The sequence below is a fragment of the Nocardia sp. NPDC052001 genome (genome assembly GCF_040680615.1).
Taxonomy (GTDB): domain Bacteria; phylum Actinomycetota; class Actinomycetes; order Mycobacteriales; family Mycobacteriaceae; genus Nocardia.
Window position 1 is genome coordinate 264,216 of sequence record NZ_JBFAXC010000002.1, and the last position, 15,739, is coordinate 279,954.

Sequence of the window (15,739 nt, forward strand, 5' to 3'; positions counted from 1 at the left end):
TTGTTGCGGGGTGAGTGTGGAGGGTGCAGGGGTGCCGGGGCCGTTGCCGCGTGGGCGACACGGGCTGAGCCGGGAGCAGGTGGCGCACTCGCAGTATCAGCGCCTGTGTGTCGCCGTATTGGACGCGGTGGGGGAGCTGGGCTACGCGGCCACCACCGTCGCCGATATCGTCAGCCGCGCGCAGGTGGCGCGGCGCACCTTCTATTCGGTATTCGGCGGTAAGGACGAATGTTTCGCCGCCGCCTACGATCTCGCGGTCCGGACCGCGCTGGAACATTTACAGGAGACCGTGACCGGCATGGTCGGGGTGACCTTCGCCGATCGGGTGCGCATCTCCTTCGATATCTATCTCGGCTTCCTGGCCACCCAGCCCGCCGCCTCGCGCGCACTGTATGTGGAGACCCTCGCGGCGGGACCGGGGCTGGTCGCGCAGCGGGCGCAGGTGCACCGGCATTTCGCCGAGTACATCCTCGCGGTCGCGCGCATCGGCGTGCGCGATGGTGAACTCACCGCGGATCCGGATCCGGAAATGATCGATATGCTGCTCGGCGGTATCGACGACCGGGTGCGCAACTGTCTGCACGAGCGTGGCGCGGCAGCGCTGCCCTCGCTGTCGCCGCTGTTCACCCGCACCGCCATCGCCCTGGTGCGCGTCGCCGACTGACGAGCTGTCCCGCACCACAATCCACGGCCCGGCCGCATGCCCGGCTTTGTCATCTGACACAGAGACGGTGACACCGGACACGCCAGAACCCTACGGTCACAAGGGAATTCAACGTAGGAGAGGGCAATGATGCCGACAATGCGAATACTGGGCAGTGCGATGTGCGCGGGGGTCACCGCGCTGGGAATGGCGCTCGCGGGCGGTGCGGCGCAGGCGGATCCGGCGGCGGGCCTGACCAGCGTCGCCTCCGATACCAGCGGCGTCGGACCGCAAGCCTCCGCGTACCTGGCGGCCTTCGGTTACGGGCTGCTGCATCCCGATGCCGCCCCGCCCGGGGCCGATGACTGGAACTGCAAACCCACGGCGGCACATCCGCATCCGGTGGTGCTGTTGCACGGCACCTGGCTCAATGCCTACGACAGCTTCGCGTACCTGTCCCCGCGCATCGCGAGCACGGGAATGTGCGTGTTCTCCTTCAACTACGGCCGCGAGGGGGTACTGAACGGCGGCGGTATGGGCGCGATTCTGCCCGGCCGCTACGGCGTCGGCCCGATGGAGGATTCGGCCCGGCAGCTCGCCGTATTCGTGGACCGGGTGCTGGCCGCGACCGGCGCGAACCGGGTCGATGTGGTGGCGCACTCCCAGGGCGGTCCCGTCACCAGCCAGTACCTGAAATTCGAAGGCGGACAGGGCAAGATCGGCAAGGTGGTCACGCTGGGCGCGACCACGCACGGCACCTCCCTGAACGGGATCGCCTCGCTCGGCCGGTGGATCACCGATATGGGCCTGAATATCCTGGGCTTCTACGAACCGCTGATCGGCCAGTCGAATATTCAGCAGGCCGTGGGCTCACCGTTCTACAAAACCCTCAATGCCAATGGCGACACCGTGCCCGGCGTCGAGTACACCGCCATCGGCACTCAGCACGACGAAGTGTCCAATCCGTACGAGTGGACCTTCCTGACACCGGGACCCGATGCCATCGTGAACAATGTGACCCTGCAACAGGGGTGTGACGCTGATCTGTCCGATCATCTGACGATCAACTATTCCCCGCGCGCCGCCTCGATCGTATTGCGCGCCTTGGATCCGGCCGGAAGACACGAGCTGGAATGCACCTTCAATCCATGGGTGATCGGTGGCGATGGGCACCTCTGAACCGCTGCTACCGGACCGGGATCCGTTCTACCGCAGCGACGAAGCACTGGACGGCATCGAACCGGGCACGATCCTGCGCACGCGCGCGGTCAAACTCGCACTGTTCGGTGTTGTGCCACAGCGGATCTCGGCTTGGCAGCTGCTCTACCGCAGTACCGATCTGCGCGGGCGTCCCGAGGCGGCGGTCACCACGGTGCTGTTGCCCTGGGGCGCGGATCCGGCGGTGCCGCGCCCGCTGCTGTCCTTCCAGTGCGCCATCGACGCCATAGCGCTGATGTGCTTCCCCTCCTACGCGTTACGGCACGGGTCCCGGGCGCTCGGCGCGATTCCGCAGTTGGAATTACCGCTCATCGCCAGTGCGCTGGCCCGGGGCTGGGCCGTCTCGGTGCCCGATCACGAGGGGCCGGGCGGGCACTTCGGGGCGGCCCGGGAGCCGGGTTACCGTGCGCTGGACGGTATTCGGGCCGCGTTGCGCTTTCCGGTGCTGGGGCTGAACGCCGACACTCCCGTCGGTCTGTGGGGTTATTCCGGTGGCGGCCTGGCCACCACCTGGGCGGCCGAACTGGCCGCCGATTACGCTCCCGAACTCGATATCGTGGGCGCGGTCGCCGGGTCTCCGGTGGGTGATCCCGCCAATGCCTTCGTGCGCCTGAACGGCTCACCCTTCGCGGGGTTCGCCATGGTGTTCACCGCTGCGCTCCGGCGCGCCTATCCGCAGCTGGAACAGCTACTGCGCGAACATCTTTCGGACGACTACCTGGCGTTGCTGGCGCGGGCCGAACATACCGCCACCTTCCCGCTGCTGGCGCGGTTCGCCGGTCGCGATGCCGATCGGCATGCCCGGGCGGGCCTGGCCGCCATGTTGAACGAACCCGAATTGCGGGCGGTGCTGGACGAAATCCGGCCTGGCGCACAGGCTCCCGTGATGCCCATGCTGATCGTGCAGGCGATCAATGACGAGGTGATCGCGGTCGCCGATATCGACGCGCAGGTGGAGCGCTACCGCAGGCGCGGCGCGCACGTGCACTACGTGCGCGATCGCCTCAGCATGCATCTGCCGCTGCAATTCCTGGGTGCTCCCGCCATGATCGATTGGCTCGCCGATCGATTCGACGATCTGCCCACGGGGGTGCCGGGGACGCGGACGATCTGGTCGGTGGCGCTGTCCGCGCGCGCCCGGCCCCGGCACGCCGAATTCGCCGCGCTACTGGCGCGCATGCTCGGCTCCCGCCCGATAGGTGCGCGCCACCAGCGCGGACCGCAGGTACCACAGGCCCGCCGACTGCGCCGGGTCGAAGCCGGTTAACTGGCCGATGCGCTTGAGCCGGTAGTCGATGGTGTTGGCGTGCACCCCGAGTCCGCGCGCGGTGCGCCGCCGGTTCAGGTCATTGCCCAGATGCCGGCGCAGCGTCTCGAGCAGTTCGGGGTAGACCTCCAGCGGATCCAATAGCGAGCCGAGGTATTCCCGCCCCGGACCGGGGCGGGTGAGCTGATATTCCATGGCCAGATCGTCGAATCGGTAGAGCCCGGCCTTGCATTGCAGCCGATGCGCGATATCGAGCAGTTCATGCGCCTGATGGGCCGCGCCCGGGATACCGGGGGTGGCGGTGTGCACGACGGTGGCGGTGAGCGCCACCTGTGCCACCGCGGCCAGTTCGGTGATCAGGTCGTCGAGTTCGGTTGCCGCCGTGACCGATTCCGGAATGAGTACGGTGCCGCCGTCGGTGCGCAGCACCCACAGCGCCTTGTCCGCACAGCGCGCGGAGAGTTCGGCCTGCACGCAGCGCAGCCGGCGGCGTGCCACCAGCTGCCCGTTCACCGCCGGATGCTGTTCGCCCGGATGCGCGGGAATGCCCAGTGCCAGAACGTAGTACGCGTCCTCCAACTCGACGCCGCGGGCATGCGCCTGCGCGGCTGCGGGCTGTCCGGACAGCAGTGCGGCGGCCAGGCCGAGCGCTTCGAGCTGGGGCGGGATGGTCACCTGCGAGGTGGTGTCGGCGATGGCGAGGGTGGGATCGGGGAGTCCGGTGAGTGCGGTATCGACCACCGAGAGTGCTTCGAGCAGCCGCCGGGCGCTCACGGCGATATCCAGCGCGCCGGCGCGCAGTTCCAGACAGGTTTCGGTAATGGTGCTGACATCGACGGTCGAAACCGCGTCTGCGGGGGCGGGGTTTGACATGTGCGACTCCACTTTTCAGGGAACGCTCGCGTTCCTACTGGTGCGTAACTGTAATGGCGGTCACCTCGCGCAGGCAAGCGCATCATGATGAAACGTCAGCGTCCGGGCCGGTAGAACGAGCTGAGGAGTACGATCGACCGTATGGAAAGTTCGGCCGCGACTGCTGCGGTCACCGATAAAAGACTGCTGCGCGGGGCCCGGACCCGGCAGGTGGTGCTGGCCCGTGCCGTAGATATCGCCTCGCTGGAAAACCTGGAGAGCCTGAGCTTCGGCCGCCTCGCCACCGATTCCGGTCTCAGCAAGGCGGGCATCCAAACCCTGTTCCGCACCAAGGAAATGCTGCAACTGGCCACTGTCGACTACGCGCGGGACCGCTTCATCGCCGAGATCACCCAGCCCGCCCGCGCCAAACCCCATGGCGCGGCCCGGCTTCGCGAACTCATCGAACGCTGGATCGACTACGCTGTGACACCGGTCTTCGCGGGCGGCTGCTTCCAGGCCGCCAACCTCAGCGAATTCGACAGCCGCCCGGGTCCGGTTCGCGATGCGCTCGTGCGCAATCAAAGCGAATGGGTCGGCCTGCTCTCCTATGAGCTCGGCAGGGCGGTCGAAGCGGGCGAGATCGCTCCCCTGGACACCGATCTCGCGGCCTTCCAGATCGACGCCGTCCTCCGGTCCGCCAATACCGCACTGCGCCTGGATGATCCGACCGCCGCCGATAAGATCCGCCGGACCCTGGAAAGCTTCCTGACGCCGCGATAGGCGAGCGTTGCTCACGCCGGAAGCCCCGCACCACTCGGGTGCGGGGCTTGCGGGTTTCGGGATCAGTGCTCCAGCGTGGCGAAGAATTCGCGAATATCGCCGATCAGCAGGTCGGGGACCTCGAGGGCCGGGAAGTGGCCGCCGGAGTAGAACTCCGACCAGTGCGTGATGTTGTGCGCCTTCTCCGCGAAGGCGCGAATGGCGAAATCGGCGGTGGTGAAGACCGCGACGCCGGTGGGCACCGTGCCCTTGGGCTTGGGCGCGAACATGGTGCGGTCGTGGAAACGCTCGTAGTAATAATCGGCGACACTGCGGGCGGTATCGGTGAGCCAGTAGATGGTGACCGTGGTCAGGATCTTGTCCAGGTCGATGGCCTGCTCGGGCAACTCGTGGGTGGCATCGGTCCACTCCCGGTACTTCTCCACGATCCAGGCCAGCTGTGCCACCGGGGAATCCGCGAGCAGCTGGGCCAGGGTGTGCGGGCGGGAACCGGCCAGCTGCATATAGGCCGAGCCGTTGTCCTGGAAGTCCTTCATGGCCGCGAGACGCCGCCGCTCGGCGTCGGTGAGCGCGGCCATATCGGCCGGATCGCCGGTCGGGAAGGTGACCAGCGCGTTCACATGCACGCCGAGGACGTGATCGGCATGCTCACGCGCCAATCGCGGGGCGACGAACGCGCCGTGGTCACCGCCCTGGACGCCGTAGCGGTCGTAGCCGAGGCGGGCCATGAGCTCGGCCAGCGCACCGGCGACTTTGCCGTCATGCCAACCGGTTTCGGTGACCGGTCCGGAGAAACCGTGGCCGGGCAGGGTCGGGATCACCAGGTGGAAGGCCGGGGCCTCGGGATCGCCGTATGCGGCCGGATCGGTCAGCGGGCCGATCAGGTCCAGGAAGTCCGCGGCGGTGCCGGGCCAGCCGTGCACCAGCAGCAGGGGAGTCGCGTCCTGTCGCGTCGAGCGCACATGCAGGAAGTGCAGCCGCTGGCCGTCGATGACGGTGGTGAACTGCGGCTGCGCGTTCAGACGGGATTCGATTGCGCGCCAATCGAATTTCTCGGCCCAGTAGGCGGTCAGCTCGCGCAGATACGCGGTCGGCACACCGCGCTCCCAGCCGGTGCCCGGGGTGTCATCGATCCAGCGGGTCCGGGTGAGGCGGGTGCGCAGGTCGTCCAGGTCGGTCTGCGCGATATCGATGGTGAAGGGGCGGATGGCGGTGTTCTCGCTGCTCATGACATAAATATTTCCGGTAACGACCCCCGCCCCACATCATGAGAATTCGTTATTTACCGCCCGCGCTGGGCTCTTTACCGCGCACCCGGCATGATCGAGCCGGTGGTGAATCTTCCGGTCAGCAGTGCCCTCATCGGCCGCGGCGGCGAGCTGGCGGCGCTGCTCGACGCGGTCGGTGGCGCGACCCATACCGTGCTGATCGCGGGTGAGGCCGGGATCGGAAAATCCCGGCTCATCGGCGAATTCACCCGGCGACTGGACCGCGAAACCCTGGTGCTGCCGGGTCGCTGCCCCGAATTCGGTTCCGACGGTGTGGCTTTCGCGCCCTTCCTGGCTGTCATGCGCAGGTTGCTGCGCGAACTCGGGGTCGCGGAGATGGCGGCACTGCTGCCACCCCAACCCGCCCTGGCGAACTGGCTGCCGCAGCTGGCGGTGCATACCGGCACCGCGGCCCCGGAGCCGGATCGGATTCGGCTGTTCGGTGAGATCCTCACCGTCATAGAGCAATTGGCCATGACCCGGCAGACAGTGCTGATCCTGGAGGATCTGCACTGGGCCGATGCCGCCAGCCGCGAACTGCTCACCTTCCTGGTCGCCAACCTGGCCGACGGCGATGTGCTGCTCATCGGCAGCTACCGCCCCGGCGATTCCGGCCCCCTGCGCGAACTGATCGCCGAACTGCGCCGTGATCCCGGCGTGCGCACCCTCGACCTCGCCCCGCTGACCCGGCACGAGGTCGGCCGCCAACTCGCCGCACTACTCGCGCGCGAGCCCGAACCCGCCTTGATCACAACGGTTTTCGAACGCAGCGGCGGCAACCCCCTGTTCGTCGAAGCCCTCGGCCAGGCCCCGGACCAGATCCCCGCCGACCTGGCCGACCTCCTCCTCGGCTTCCAGCGCGGCCTCACCCCGCCCGCCCACGCCCTCCTGCGCATCGCCGCCGCCATCGGTTCCCCCATCCGCCACGACCTGCTGGCCGAAGCCGTGGACCTCCCCTCGGACGCCCTGCACGCGGCCCTGCGCGAACTGGTGACCCGCCAACTTCTACTCACCACCGACACCGGGTACGAATTCCGCCACATCCTCATCCGCCAGGCCGTCTACAACGACCTGCTCCCCACCGAACGCACCCAACTCCACACCCGCCTGGCAGAAGTACTGCGCACCAACCCTTCCCAATCTATGTACGCCACCGAACTGGCCTGCCACGCCGCCGCGGCCGGAGACATCCCCGTTGCCCTGACGGCGTACTGGTCAGCCGTCGTAGGAGCGTCGGTTGCCACCGGCGGGACGTCAACCGCCGCCGAGGTGTCAGGCACATCGGCTGAGACCTGCACCGGTCCTGCGGCTTCCTCGAGCGTTTCCGCACCGGAACGCGTCGCGTACCTCGAACAGGTCCTTGTCCTGTGGGATCGAGTCCCGAACGCCGCAGTGCGGCTGGGAGTCGCGAAAGTCACTGTACTGGAACAGCTCACCGAGTCCGCCATGGCCTCCGGTGCGATCGAATCCGGAATCGCCGCCGCCGACGCCGCTTTGGAACTCATCGACAGCACCGCGAACCCCGACCTCGCCGCGCGCCTGCACCTGCGCCGCGCCGCCCTGCGCGGCTCCACGGGCGCAGGCCCCGGCGAGGACCTGACCCGAGCCCTGTCCCTGCTCCCGTCCACTCCCTCCACCCTCGAACATGGCCAAGCCCTAGCCCAATTCGCCCTCACCACCGTCTTCGCCGGCAACCCAGCCGCAGCCGCCCCCGCCGCCAACACCGCCCTTTCCCTCGCCGAATCCCGCAATGCCCCAGCCCTGGCCGCCCGCTCCCACGCCTACCTCGGCCTGATAGCGGCGAGTGGCACCGCGGCTGATTCGGGTCATGAGGTCGCGCTGGGCCATTTCGAAGCGGCCAGGGCGGCAGCGGGATCGGCGGGCGATCCGCTGGTGCTGCTGGATGTGGTGACGTGGGAGTCGGCTGTACTGCTGGCGGCGGGGGAGTATCGGGCCGCGATTTCGGCCGTGCAGCTGGGATTGCGGGTGGCGCAGCAGAGTTTCCGATTCGCCGAGAGTGCGCCGATTCTGCTGGTGAAGTGGGTGCAGGCGTTGACCGCGCTGGGACGGTGGACGCAGGCGCGGGCGGTCGTGGACGAGGCGGAGTTCGAGCGACTGCCGCCGTTGAGCCGAGCGGCATTGCTCCTGAGTTACGGGAAAATCGCACTGGGGCAGGGCGATATGGAGGCCGCGCGAGCATGCGCGGGACGCGCGGGCGAGCTACTCGGCGACGGACGATGGGCGATCCCCTATCGGCTCCAGTGGCAGTTGCTGAACGGTTCGATCGCGATGCGGTTGGGTGATGAGATCGGTGTGGACCGCGCGCTGATGGAAGTGTGGTCGCTCGATGATGTGACCGCCACACTCGAGGCGCACCCGCACGATGCCTGGCCGGTACTCGCGCTGGCAGCTCGGCGGTGGGCCGCGCGCTCCGACGCTGACGGCGCGCGGGTTGGGCGCGGCAGCAGCGACTCTCGGTTGGCACGCGGTGCGGAGGACTTGGCCGTATCCCCGACGGGGCCGGGCGGAGATGGTCCGAGCGGGGCGGAAAACGGGCGGGCCGACCTCGTTGTGGAACGGGTACTGGCGGTGGGAGATTCGCTGTCCTGCACGTCGTCGGTGGATGTGGCGCATCGGGCCGCCGTCCATGCGCATCGGGACGGAACGGTTCCGGGTTGGGATATCGCGGTGCGGGCGTGGCGGGGTCTCGAGCAGCCCTTCGAGGAAGCGGAGAGTCTGTTGGCAATAGCGGAATTGCTTGCGGGACAGGGGGATCGGGAAGCAGCGGCGAGCGCCCTGGGGCGGGTGGTCGAGTTGGCCGGTGGGCTGTCGGCGGAGCCGCTGATCGCCGCCGCCGGGCGGGTGGCGACGCGGGCGCGGATTTCGATCGCCGGAGGTGGCGGTGAGTCGCCGAAGGTGCGGGAGAGCGGTGGCTCGCGCACCTTCGGGCTCACCGCGCGGGAGCTCGAGGTGTTGCGGTTGGTGGCGAAGGGGTTGAGTAATCGGGGGGTGGCGGGGGAGTTGTTCATCAGCGCGAATACGGCGGGGGTGCATGTTTCGCGGATTCTCACGAAGCTGGGGGTGGCTTCGCGTACCGAGGCGGCCGCGTTCGCGCATGAGCACGGGCTACTCGGATAGGGCGGCGGGGAGGTCGAAGAGGGTGAAGATCTCCGCGTCCTGGTAGACGGTGAGGCGGGTGATGGAATCGCCTGTGAGGGTGAATATTTGGAGGGTGTGCAGGGTGTAGTGGCCCTCGGGGGCGCGGACGTAGGCGGCGATGGCGGGCTGGCCGTTGGCGGCCAGGGGCAGCATGCGCCAGTCGGTGCCGTTCCATTCGAAGACCTGTGCCAGGAATTCGGTGTAGTGCGCGCGGCCGCGGAACCAATTGAGCATGGGCGGCATTTCCATGATCACATCGTCGGCGAGCAGTTTTTCCAGGGCGGTCAGATCCGCCTTGCGGAACGCGTCGACATAGCGGTCCACCACGGCCCGCTGGGCATCCGGTTCGGCGATATCGTCCTCATGAATGCCGCTCGCGGACAATGTCTTTCGCGCCCGCTGTAGTGCGCTGTTGACCGCCGCCGGAGTCATGTCCAGCGCCTGCGCGATCTGCCCGACGGGCCAGTCCAGCGCCTCGCGCAGCACCAGTGCCGCGCGCTGCCGTGCGGGCAACTGCTGCATGGCCGCCACCAGCGCCAATCGCAGACTACCGCGCGCCGCCGCGACTTCGGCCGGATCGCCGATGAGCGCGTCCGGAATCGGCTGCAGCCACGGCACTTCCCCGCCGTGCACCAGCGTTTCGCGCGGATCGTCTCCCGGCGGCCCGCCCAGCCCGGCGGGCAATGGCCGCCGCGTGCGCTGCTCCAACGCGGTCAGGCACGCGTTGGTGGCGATCCGGTACAGCCACGTGCGCATGGACGCGCGACTCTCGTCATAGCTGTCGCGCGCCCGCCACGCGCGCAGCAGCGTCTCCTGCACCAGATCCTCGGCATCGTGTACCGAGCCGAGCATGCGATAGCAGTGCGCCAGCAATTCCCGCCGGTAGGGATCGGTGCGGGTGCTGAATTCATCGGCCACCCACCTTTTCTACGCCACACCGATGACATCCCGGCGCACCGCCGGTAGGTACTCGTGAGCCGCCGACCGCGCGGCGAAAACAGGAGGATCACCATGAACGACACCGCCGTACAGGCCACCGACCGGGCCGCCGTACTCGAGGTCATCGACGGCGTCTATCGCGCCTGGGCCGCCAATGACGCCGACGCCTTCGTGGCCGACTATCTCGCGGACGCCACCTCGATCGTGACGGGCTCGCGCACCGACGGCCGGGAATCCGTCCGCGCCCGCTTCGCCGCCATGTTCACCGGACCGCTGCGCGATTCATCCGTGCGCGATGAGCTGCTGTCCGTGCGCTTTCCGGCCCCGGACACCGCGATCGTGAACAGCCGCAGCGGAGTTCAGCTCGCGGATCAGACCGAACCCCAACGCTGGGAATTCGCGACCTGGGTACTGGTCCGCAAGGATGGCGATTGGTTCGTGGCGGCCTACCACAACTGCGCGGCATAACCTCGGTAAAACGACGCCCCCTTCCGCGAATGCGGAAGGGGGCGGGGATTTTTCGTCGGGTCAGCTCGAGTTACGGCACGACCTCGACCGCGTCACCGGGATTGAGGTAGTTGAAGAACTGCTTGGCACCATCGGGCGTCATGCGAATGCACCCGTGCGACTTCTTGTCCACCGGTCCGATATGAAACGCGATATCACCGTTGAAGAAGATGGCGTACTCCATCGGCGCCTGATGCAGGGTGCTCCAGTGGAACGGCCGCTTGAAGTCCACGTGGAAAAATCCCGGCGGCGTTTCGAATCCGGGCATACCGTGCGAAATCGGCGTCGGCCCGTAAATCACCTTGCCATTGTCCATCAGCCACGCCTCATTGGTCCCCAGCCGCAGGCAGGCCCGGGCCTGAGCGGAGCAGGGCGCGGTGACCGGCTGGGTCGGAATGATCGCCGGAGCACCCGGCACGTCCGGGCCGCCGGGCCACAGCGGTTCGGCCTGCGCCGGTGCGGCCGCCAAACCGGCGGCCACGCCCGCGAAGACGAGGGATCGCATTGCCGAGCCGAGGGAACACTTGCTCATCATCGAGTCATCTGACCTCTCTAGCCTCGCCCACCGCCCGGTGTACTCGCCTGCCAGGGCGAAGGGACATCTCTATTCGTCTCGTGCAATTGATCATTCTGCGCGGTCTGTACCTGGATTCGCGGGACAAACTCGCGGGTCGCGCGCCGACACGCCCCCGCCATGCCGGAAATTCACCGAACCGGTGGCAGCGTGCGCTCATTCGGGTCGGCCCCCGTGGGCATATACGCACCATTGTTCGGAATGTCCGGTCGCGGGGCATTGGAGGAGCCGCGAATCTGCTGTTCCGGTGGCGGATTGACGCAGTAGGTCCAGCGGAACAGCGTGTCGTCCTGCACCACGTACTGCGGTGTCATTTTCGTCGTGTAGTTGCACCACGGCCGCGGCCAGATATCGACAATGGTGTAGAACTCGTTGTCGTGCGCGGGCACGCCCATCGCCGAGGTGCCGATCACCAGCGCGGGAAACAGCGCGCGCAGTGCTGGCGTCCGCAGCAGCGCCGCGTGCACCACCGCGGTCATATTGGTCGCCAGGCTCTGAATCGGATCCTGATTGCGATCCAGGATGCCGTCCAGCACCGCCAGCTGTTCGGGCGCGTGATCGAGAATCTGCCGCAGTTCGGCATTGGCGGCATTGACCTGATCGAACAGCAGCCGCGAATTGCGGGTCAGCGTGCCCAGATCCGGCTGCGCGTGCGTCGAGGTGCTCGCGATGGACCGCAGATTGGTGATGAGGCTCGTCGTCTGCGGCAGCAGATTGTCCAGGCCCGTGGTGGCGATGCTGATGCCCTCGATGAGATGCCGCAGCTGATCCTGTCCGCCGCTGAGCGCGGTATCCAGTTCGGTCAGAATGGCGTTCATCTTGTTCGGATCGATCTGCGCGAGTAGATCATTGGAGTTCGCGAGGGTCTCCCAGATCGGCACCGGAGTGCTGATTCGCAGTGGATCGAAGCGGATCACCTGCCCGTCTTTCAGGAACGGTGCGTGATCGGTATTGGGCCGGAAGTCGATGTACTGCTCACCGGCCCCGGACAGTGCGCCCACGTGGATGGCCGTATCGGCCGGAATCCGGTACTTGTCCTCGATTTCGGCGACCGCTTCCACCTGGGCCCCGTTATCGATGATCGACACCGATTTCACGGTGCCCACCCGGTAGCCGCGCCAGGTGACGTCATTGCCCGCCTGGACCCCGCCGGATTTATCCAATTGCACAGTGACGCTGTAACTTCCGCCCGGTCGCACCCGGGCGATATCGAACAGCAGATAGCTCGATCCGGCCAGCAGGCAGCCCACCAGCGCGACATTGGAAATCAGCATTTTGTGTTCTCGCAGAATGCCCAACAGGCCCGCCTTCATCGCCGATCACGGACAACAGGTGCAGTGCTGTGTGAAGCGCAGAGCAAAAGCTGTGTGAAGCGCAGAGCTAACTCGTGGCGAAACTGCGGGCAATACTAGGCGACGCCGGCGGACCCCGGACCCGGACATGCATGTAGCGCGCGTGTGAACCCCTCGTACCCACGCGCGAACATGACTGTGTTGTGCGGCCACACCGGTGATCTGTCGCCCACTGGTGCGGCCGCGAAATGACAGTGCCAGTCCGCGATGAAAAGAGAATGAACGTTCGCTATTGTCCGGGATCGGGGGAGAACAACGTGGTCAGCGTGGGTGGGGGCAGCCCCGCGCGCCGGAATGCCTCGGTGGCGTCGCGGAGTTCGCGTGCGGCGGTGGCGGTATCGCCGCGTTCGGCCACCGCGGCCGAGTGCAGCGCCAGGGCCCGGGCGCGATCGATGGGATCGGCCGCCATGCTGAGCAGCGCCAGGGCCCGGGCGGATTCGGCCTCCGCGGCGCAGCTGCGTCCCGCCCGCAGATGAGTCTGGGCGAGCCGGGTGCGTGCCCAGCCCTCCCAGAGCCGGACGCCGTTCCGCTGGGCGATGCGCACCGCCTCCTCGCCCAGGCGTAGCGCGTCGTCGTGCTGACCGAGTAGTGAACGGGTGGCGGCCAATTCGTGATGCGCCCAGCCCAGGGCGACGAAATTGGAGCATTCGCGCGCCATCTCGATGGCTCGTTCGGCGACCGCGACCGCCTCGTCGTACTGTCCGGATTCGCAGAGCGTGCGGGTGGCGAGGGCCAGAATCCACGCCTCCATCGAGCGATCGCCCAGCGCGCGGGTGAGCGCCACCGCATTGGCGTAGTGCCGATGCGAGTCCTTGGTATTGCCGAGTCGCCGGTCCGCGATGCCGAGCAGCAGTTCGGCGAGCACCTGTAAGCGGCGGCCCGCATCGTCGACCGGCGGTGAAATGGCTTGCAGGAACTCGAGACTCGCCTGCACCTCGCCCAGCCCGACCTGCATGATGGCCCCGAGCGCGGTGCGCAAGCGGCGCACGCTGCCGCTGTCACCCTCCTGGGTCGCGGTGTGCAGCAGCGCTTTCAGCGCGTCGGCCACTTCGCGCGCACCGGTGCCGCCGTCCATCACCTCGGCCATGACCCAGGCCAGATCGGCGGCCAGGGCTACCCCCGGTCCGCCCAGGCGGGCGGCCTGCCGGTGCAGGGCGATGATCACCGGTCGCTCGATATCGTTCCAGCGCTGGCCGTCCGCGCCGCCGGTGCAGGCGTGCCCGGGCACGGTGGTGGGAACCAGCAGCCGGGTTGTGTTGCTGTAGTCGATGGCGCTGAGCAGGTTCTTGGCGCTGGCCAGGTAGTAGTCCAGCAGTCGCGCCAGCACCTGCGCCTCGTCCTCCCCGGGTTGGTCGCGGGCGAACAGGCGCAGCAGATCGTGGAAGTGATAGCGCCCGGGCGCGGTGGTCTCGAGCAGACTCAGATCCACCAGCTCCTCGCACAGGTACTCGCCCTGTGCGGTGGATACGCCCAGGACGGCGGCCGCGGCCTCGGTGGGCAGATCCGGGACGTCGGCGCGGGCGAGTGTGCGAAAAGCCCTGGCCTGCTCCGGATTCAGCTGTCCGTAGCCGAGCCGGAAGGCGGCGTCGAGGGTGAGTTCACCGGTCCGCAGCACATCGAGCCGCTGATTCTCATCGGCGAGCCGGGCCGCCATCGAGGCGATGGTCCAGCGCGGGCGCACCGCCAGTCGCGCGCCGACAATGCGCACGGCCAGCGGCAGGCAGGCGCACAGCGTGATCACCGCGTGCGCGGCGGCGGGTTCGGCGGCAATGCGTTCCGCGCCCAGAATGCGGGTGAGCAGGGTCATCGCCTCGGCGGGTTCGAGCACATCGAGGCGGGTCCGGCGCACGGCCGGGAGTTCGGTGAGGGTGGAGCGGCTGGTGATGAGCACCGCCGTGCCCGGGGTGCCGGGCAGCAGCTGGCGCACCTGCGCGCTGTCCCGGGCATTGTCCAGCACCAGCAGAATTCGCCTGTCGGACAGCATGGTCCGGAATTGCGCGGCCCGATCGTCGACGGCCGGGGGGATATCGCTCTCCGCGACGCCGAGCGCGCGCAGGAATCCGCCCAGCGCGTCACCGGGCGCGGTGGGCTCCTCATCCACGCCGCGCAGGTTCACGTACAGCTGCCCGCCCGGGAAGCGATCCCGCACCCGATGCGCGACATGCAGTGCGAGCGTGGTCTTTCCGACCCCGCCCATACCGCCCACCGCGGAGATGACCACCGCGCCCGCGTCACCGCCGAGCTGTGCGGCGATCTCATCGGCCACCCGGGAGCGACCGGTGAAATCGGCTATGTCCGGCGGCAATTGGGCCGGGGTGCGGTCCCGTCCGGGGCGGCGCACCGGCGGCAGTTCGGCGCGCAGAATGCGGGCGTGTACCGCGCTCAGTTCCGGTCCGGGTTCCACCCCGATGCCCTCGACCAGCGCGTGCCGGGCGCGGGCATACTCCTGCAGCGCCTCGGCCTGCCGTCCGCTGTGATAGAGCGCGGTCATGAGCAGTGCCCGGAAGCGTTCGCGCAGTGGATGTTCCACGATGAGCGGTCCGAGTTCGGCGACCGCCTCGGCGCTGTACCCGGTATCGATATCGAGGGCGAGCCGATCCTCGAGGATGGTGAGCCGCCACTGTTCGAGCCGGGCGCGCTGGCGTTCGGCGTACGGTCCGGGCAGTGCGCCCAGGGCCGCGCCCTGCCATCGGCCGAGCGCGTCGAGCAGGATTTCCCGGGCGGCGGACGGATCGTCGTCACGCAGTTGCGCGGCCGTCTCGACGCGTTCGCGCACCTCACCGATATCGGTGCGGCCGTCCGGAATCCGCAGCGCGTACCCGTCCCCGATGGAGATCAGCATGGCGGCCGGGGCGCGGGTGATGCGCTCGGGCTCCAGTTCCCGGCGCAGTTTGGCCACGTGGGTGCGCAGTGCCGATACCGCGCGCGGCACCGGATCCTCACCCCAGATGCCCTCGACGAGTTCGGCGGCCGTCACCGCCTTGCCCTCGCGCAGCAGCAGTGCCACCAGCACGGCCCGCCGCTGCGGCGGACCCAATTCCAAGGGCGTGTCCGCGCGCCAGGCGCGGACCTCACCCAGGAGTGCGAACTTCAACAAACCGACCTCCCCGTTCGGGGGAGTCTAGAGGGAAACCCCGGCAACCGATCAGCGGCCTGCCAGCAGCGATCCGCTCCTCC

The 15,739-nt window shown here is 68.0% G+C and carries 12 protein-coding genes; 6 read left to right on the forward strand and 6 right to left on the reverse strand.

Translation table 11 applies throughout. The annotated features are described in order from the left end of the window. Nucleotides 1-10: 10 nt before the first annotated feature. From AB0L82_RS09515 to AB0L82_RS09525, 3 genes are all read left to right on the forward strand, one after another. Nucleotides 11-664: a TetR/AcrR family transcriptional regulator gene (locus AB0L82_RS09515; RefSeq protein ID WP_364633276.1), complete on the forward strand. Its 654-nt coding sequence runs from the start codon at nucleotides 11-13 to the stop codon at nucleotides 662-664. Between the two features lie 126 nt (nucleotides 665-790). After that, nucleotides 791-1,822 (forward strand): alpha/beta fold hydrolase, encoded by a 1,032-nt coding sequence (locus AB0L82_RS09520; protein WP_364633278.1) that lies wholly within the window; start codon nucleotides 791-793, stop codon nucleotides 1,820-1,822. Beyond that, nucleotides 1,809-3,128, forward strand: a complete 1,320-nt coding sequence (locus tag AB0L82_RS09525) for a lipase family protein (RefSeq protein ID WP_364633280.1) — start codon at nucleotides 1,809-1,811, stop codon at nucleotides 3,126-3,128. The genes AB0L82_RS09520 and AB0L82_RS09525 overlap by 14 nt, the downstream gene beginning before the upstream one ends. On the opposite strand, the gene AB0L82_RS09530 is transcribed toward AB0L82_RS09525, so the two are convergent. Then, nucleotides 3,027-4,001, reverse strand: a complete 975-nt coding sequence (locus AB0L82_RS09530; protein WP_364633281.1) for a helix-turn-helix domain-containing protein — start codon at nucleotides 3,999-4,001, stop codon at nucleotides 3,027-3,029. The two genes, AB0L82_RS09525 and AB0L82_RS09530, sit on opposite strands and share 102 nt — an antisense overlap. Before the next feature lie 141 nt (nucleotides 4,002-4,142). Between AB0L82_RS09530 and AB0L82_RS09535 the strand changes: the two genes are divergently transcribed. Continuing rightward, on the forward strand, nucleotides 4,143-4,763 hold the full coding sequence (locus AB0L82_RS09535; RefSeq protein ID WP_364633282.1) for a TetR/AcrR family transcriptional regulator: 621 nt from the start codon (nucleotides 4,143-4,145) through the stop codon (nucleotides 4,761-4,763). Between the two features lie 62 nt (nucleotides 4,764-4,825). Here AB0L82_RS09535 and AB0L82_RS09540 read toward each other — a convergent pair whose 3' ends face one another. After that, nucleotides 4,826-5,992 (reverse strand): epoxide hydrolase family protein, encoded by a 1,167-nt coding sequence (locus AB0L82_RS09540; protein WP_364633284.1) that lies wholly within the window; start codon nucleotides 5,990-5,992, stop codon nucleotides 4,826-4,828. Nucleotides 5,993-6,094: 102 nt separating this feature from the next. On the opposite strand from AB0L82_RS09540, the gene AB0L82_RS09545 reads away from it, so the two are divergent. Beyond that, nucleotides 6,095-9,169, forward strand: a complete 3,075-nt coding sequence (locus tag AB0L82_RS09545; RefSeq protein ID WP_364633285.1) for an AAA family ATPase — start codon at nucleotides 6,095-6,097, stop codon at nucleotides 9,167-9,169. Here AB0L82_RS09545 and AB0L82_RS09550 read toward each other — a convergent pair. Then, nucleotides 9,158-10,108: a sigma-70 family RNA polymerase sigma factor gene (locus AB0L82_RS09550; protein ID WP_364633287.1), complete on the reverse strand. Its 951-nt coding sequence runs from the start codon at nucleotides 10,106-10,108 to the stop codon at nucleotides 9,158-9,160. The genes AB0L82_RS09545 and AB0L82_RS09550 overlap by 12 nt on opposite strands. A 93-nt stretch (nucleotides 10,109-10,201) precedes the next feature. On the opposite strand from AB0L82_RS09550, the gene AB0L82_RS09555 reads away from it, so the two are divergent. Continuing rightward, nucleotides 10,202-10,597, forward strand: coding sequence for an SgcJ/EcaC family oxidoreductase (locus tag AB0L82_RS09555; RefSeq protein WP_364633289.1), 396 nt, complete (start codon nucleotides 10,202-10,204; stop codon nucleotides 10,595-10,597). Nucleotides 10,598-10,667: 70 nt separating this feature from the next. On the opposite strand, the gene AB0L82_RS09560 is transcribed toward AB0L82_RS09555, so the two are convergent. The 3 genes from AB0L82_RS09560 to AB0L82_RS09570 all read right to left on the reverse strand — a co-directional run bounded on the left by AB0L82_RS09560 (nucleotide 10,668) and on the right by AB0L82_RS09570 (nucleotide 15,656). Beyond that, a complete protein-coding gene (locus tag AB0L82_RS09560; RefSeq protein WP_364633291.1) occupies nucleotides 10,668-11,168 on the reverse strand; it encodes a L,D-transpeptidase in 501 nt (166 codons plus the stop codon). Nucleotides 11,169-11,341: 173 nt separating this feature from the next. Further along, nucleotides 11,342-12,484 carry an MlaD family protein gene (locus tag AB0L82_RS09565; protein WP_364633293.1) on the reverse strand — a complete coding sequence of 381 codons (1,143 nt, stop codon included), beginning with the start codon at nucleotides 12,482-12,484 and terminating at the stop codon, nucleotides 11,342-11,344. A gap of 307 nt (nucleotides 12,485-12,791) precedes the next feature. After that, nucleotides 12,792-15,656, reverse strand: a complete 2,865-nt coding sequence (locus AB0L82_RS09570; RefSeq protein WP_364633295.1) for a BTAD domain-containing putative transcriptional regulator — start codon at nucleotides 15,654-15,656, stop codon at nucleotides 12,792-12,794. Nucleotides 15,657-15,739: the final 83 nt, after the last annotated feature.

Coding starts and splice junctions, on each gene's coding strand:
- AB0L82_RS09560 (WP_364633291.1), bottom strand. CDS start 11,168: ATGAGCAAGTGTTCCCTCGGCTCGGCAATGCGATCCCTCGTCTTCGCG.
- AB0L82_RS09565 (WP_364633293.1), bottom strand. CDS start 12,484: ATGCTGATTTCCAATGTCGCGCTGGTGGGCTGCCTGCTGGCCGGATCG.
- AB0L82_RS09520 (WP_364633278.1), top strand. CDS start 791: ATGATGCCGACAATGCGAATACTGGGCAGTGCGATGTGCGCGGGGGTC.
- AB0L82_RS09540 (WP_364633284.1), bottom strand. CDS start 5,992: ATGAGCAGCGAGAACACCGCCATCCGCCCCTTCACCATCGATATCGCG.
- AB0L82_RS09530 (WP_364633281.1), bottom strand. CDS start 4,001: ATGTCAAACCCCGCCCCCGCAGACGCGGTTTCGACCGTCGATGTCAGC.
- AB0L82_RS09555 (WP_364633289.1), top strand. CDS start 10,202: ATGAACGACACCGCCGTACAGGCCACCGACCGGGCCGCCGTACTCGAG.
- AB0L82_RS09535 (WP_364633282.1), top strand. CDS start 4,143: ATGGAAAGTTCGGCCGCGACTGCTGCGGTCACCGATAAAAGACTGCTG.
- AB0L82_RS09525 (WP_364633280.1), top strand. CDS start 1,809: ATGGGCACCTCTGAACCGCTGCTACCGGACCGGGATCCGTTCTACCGC.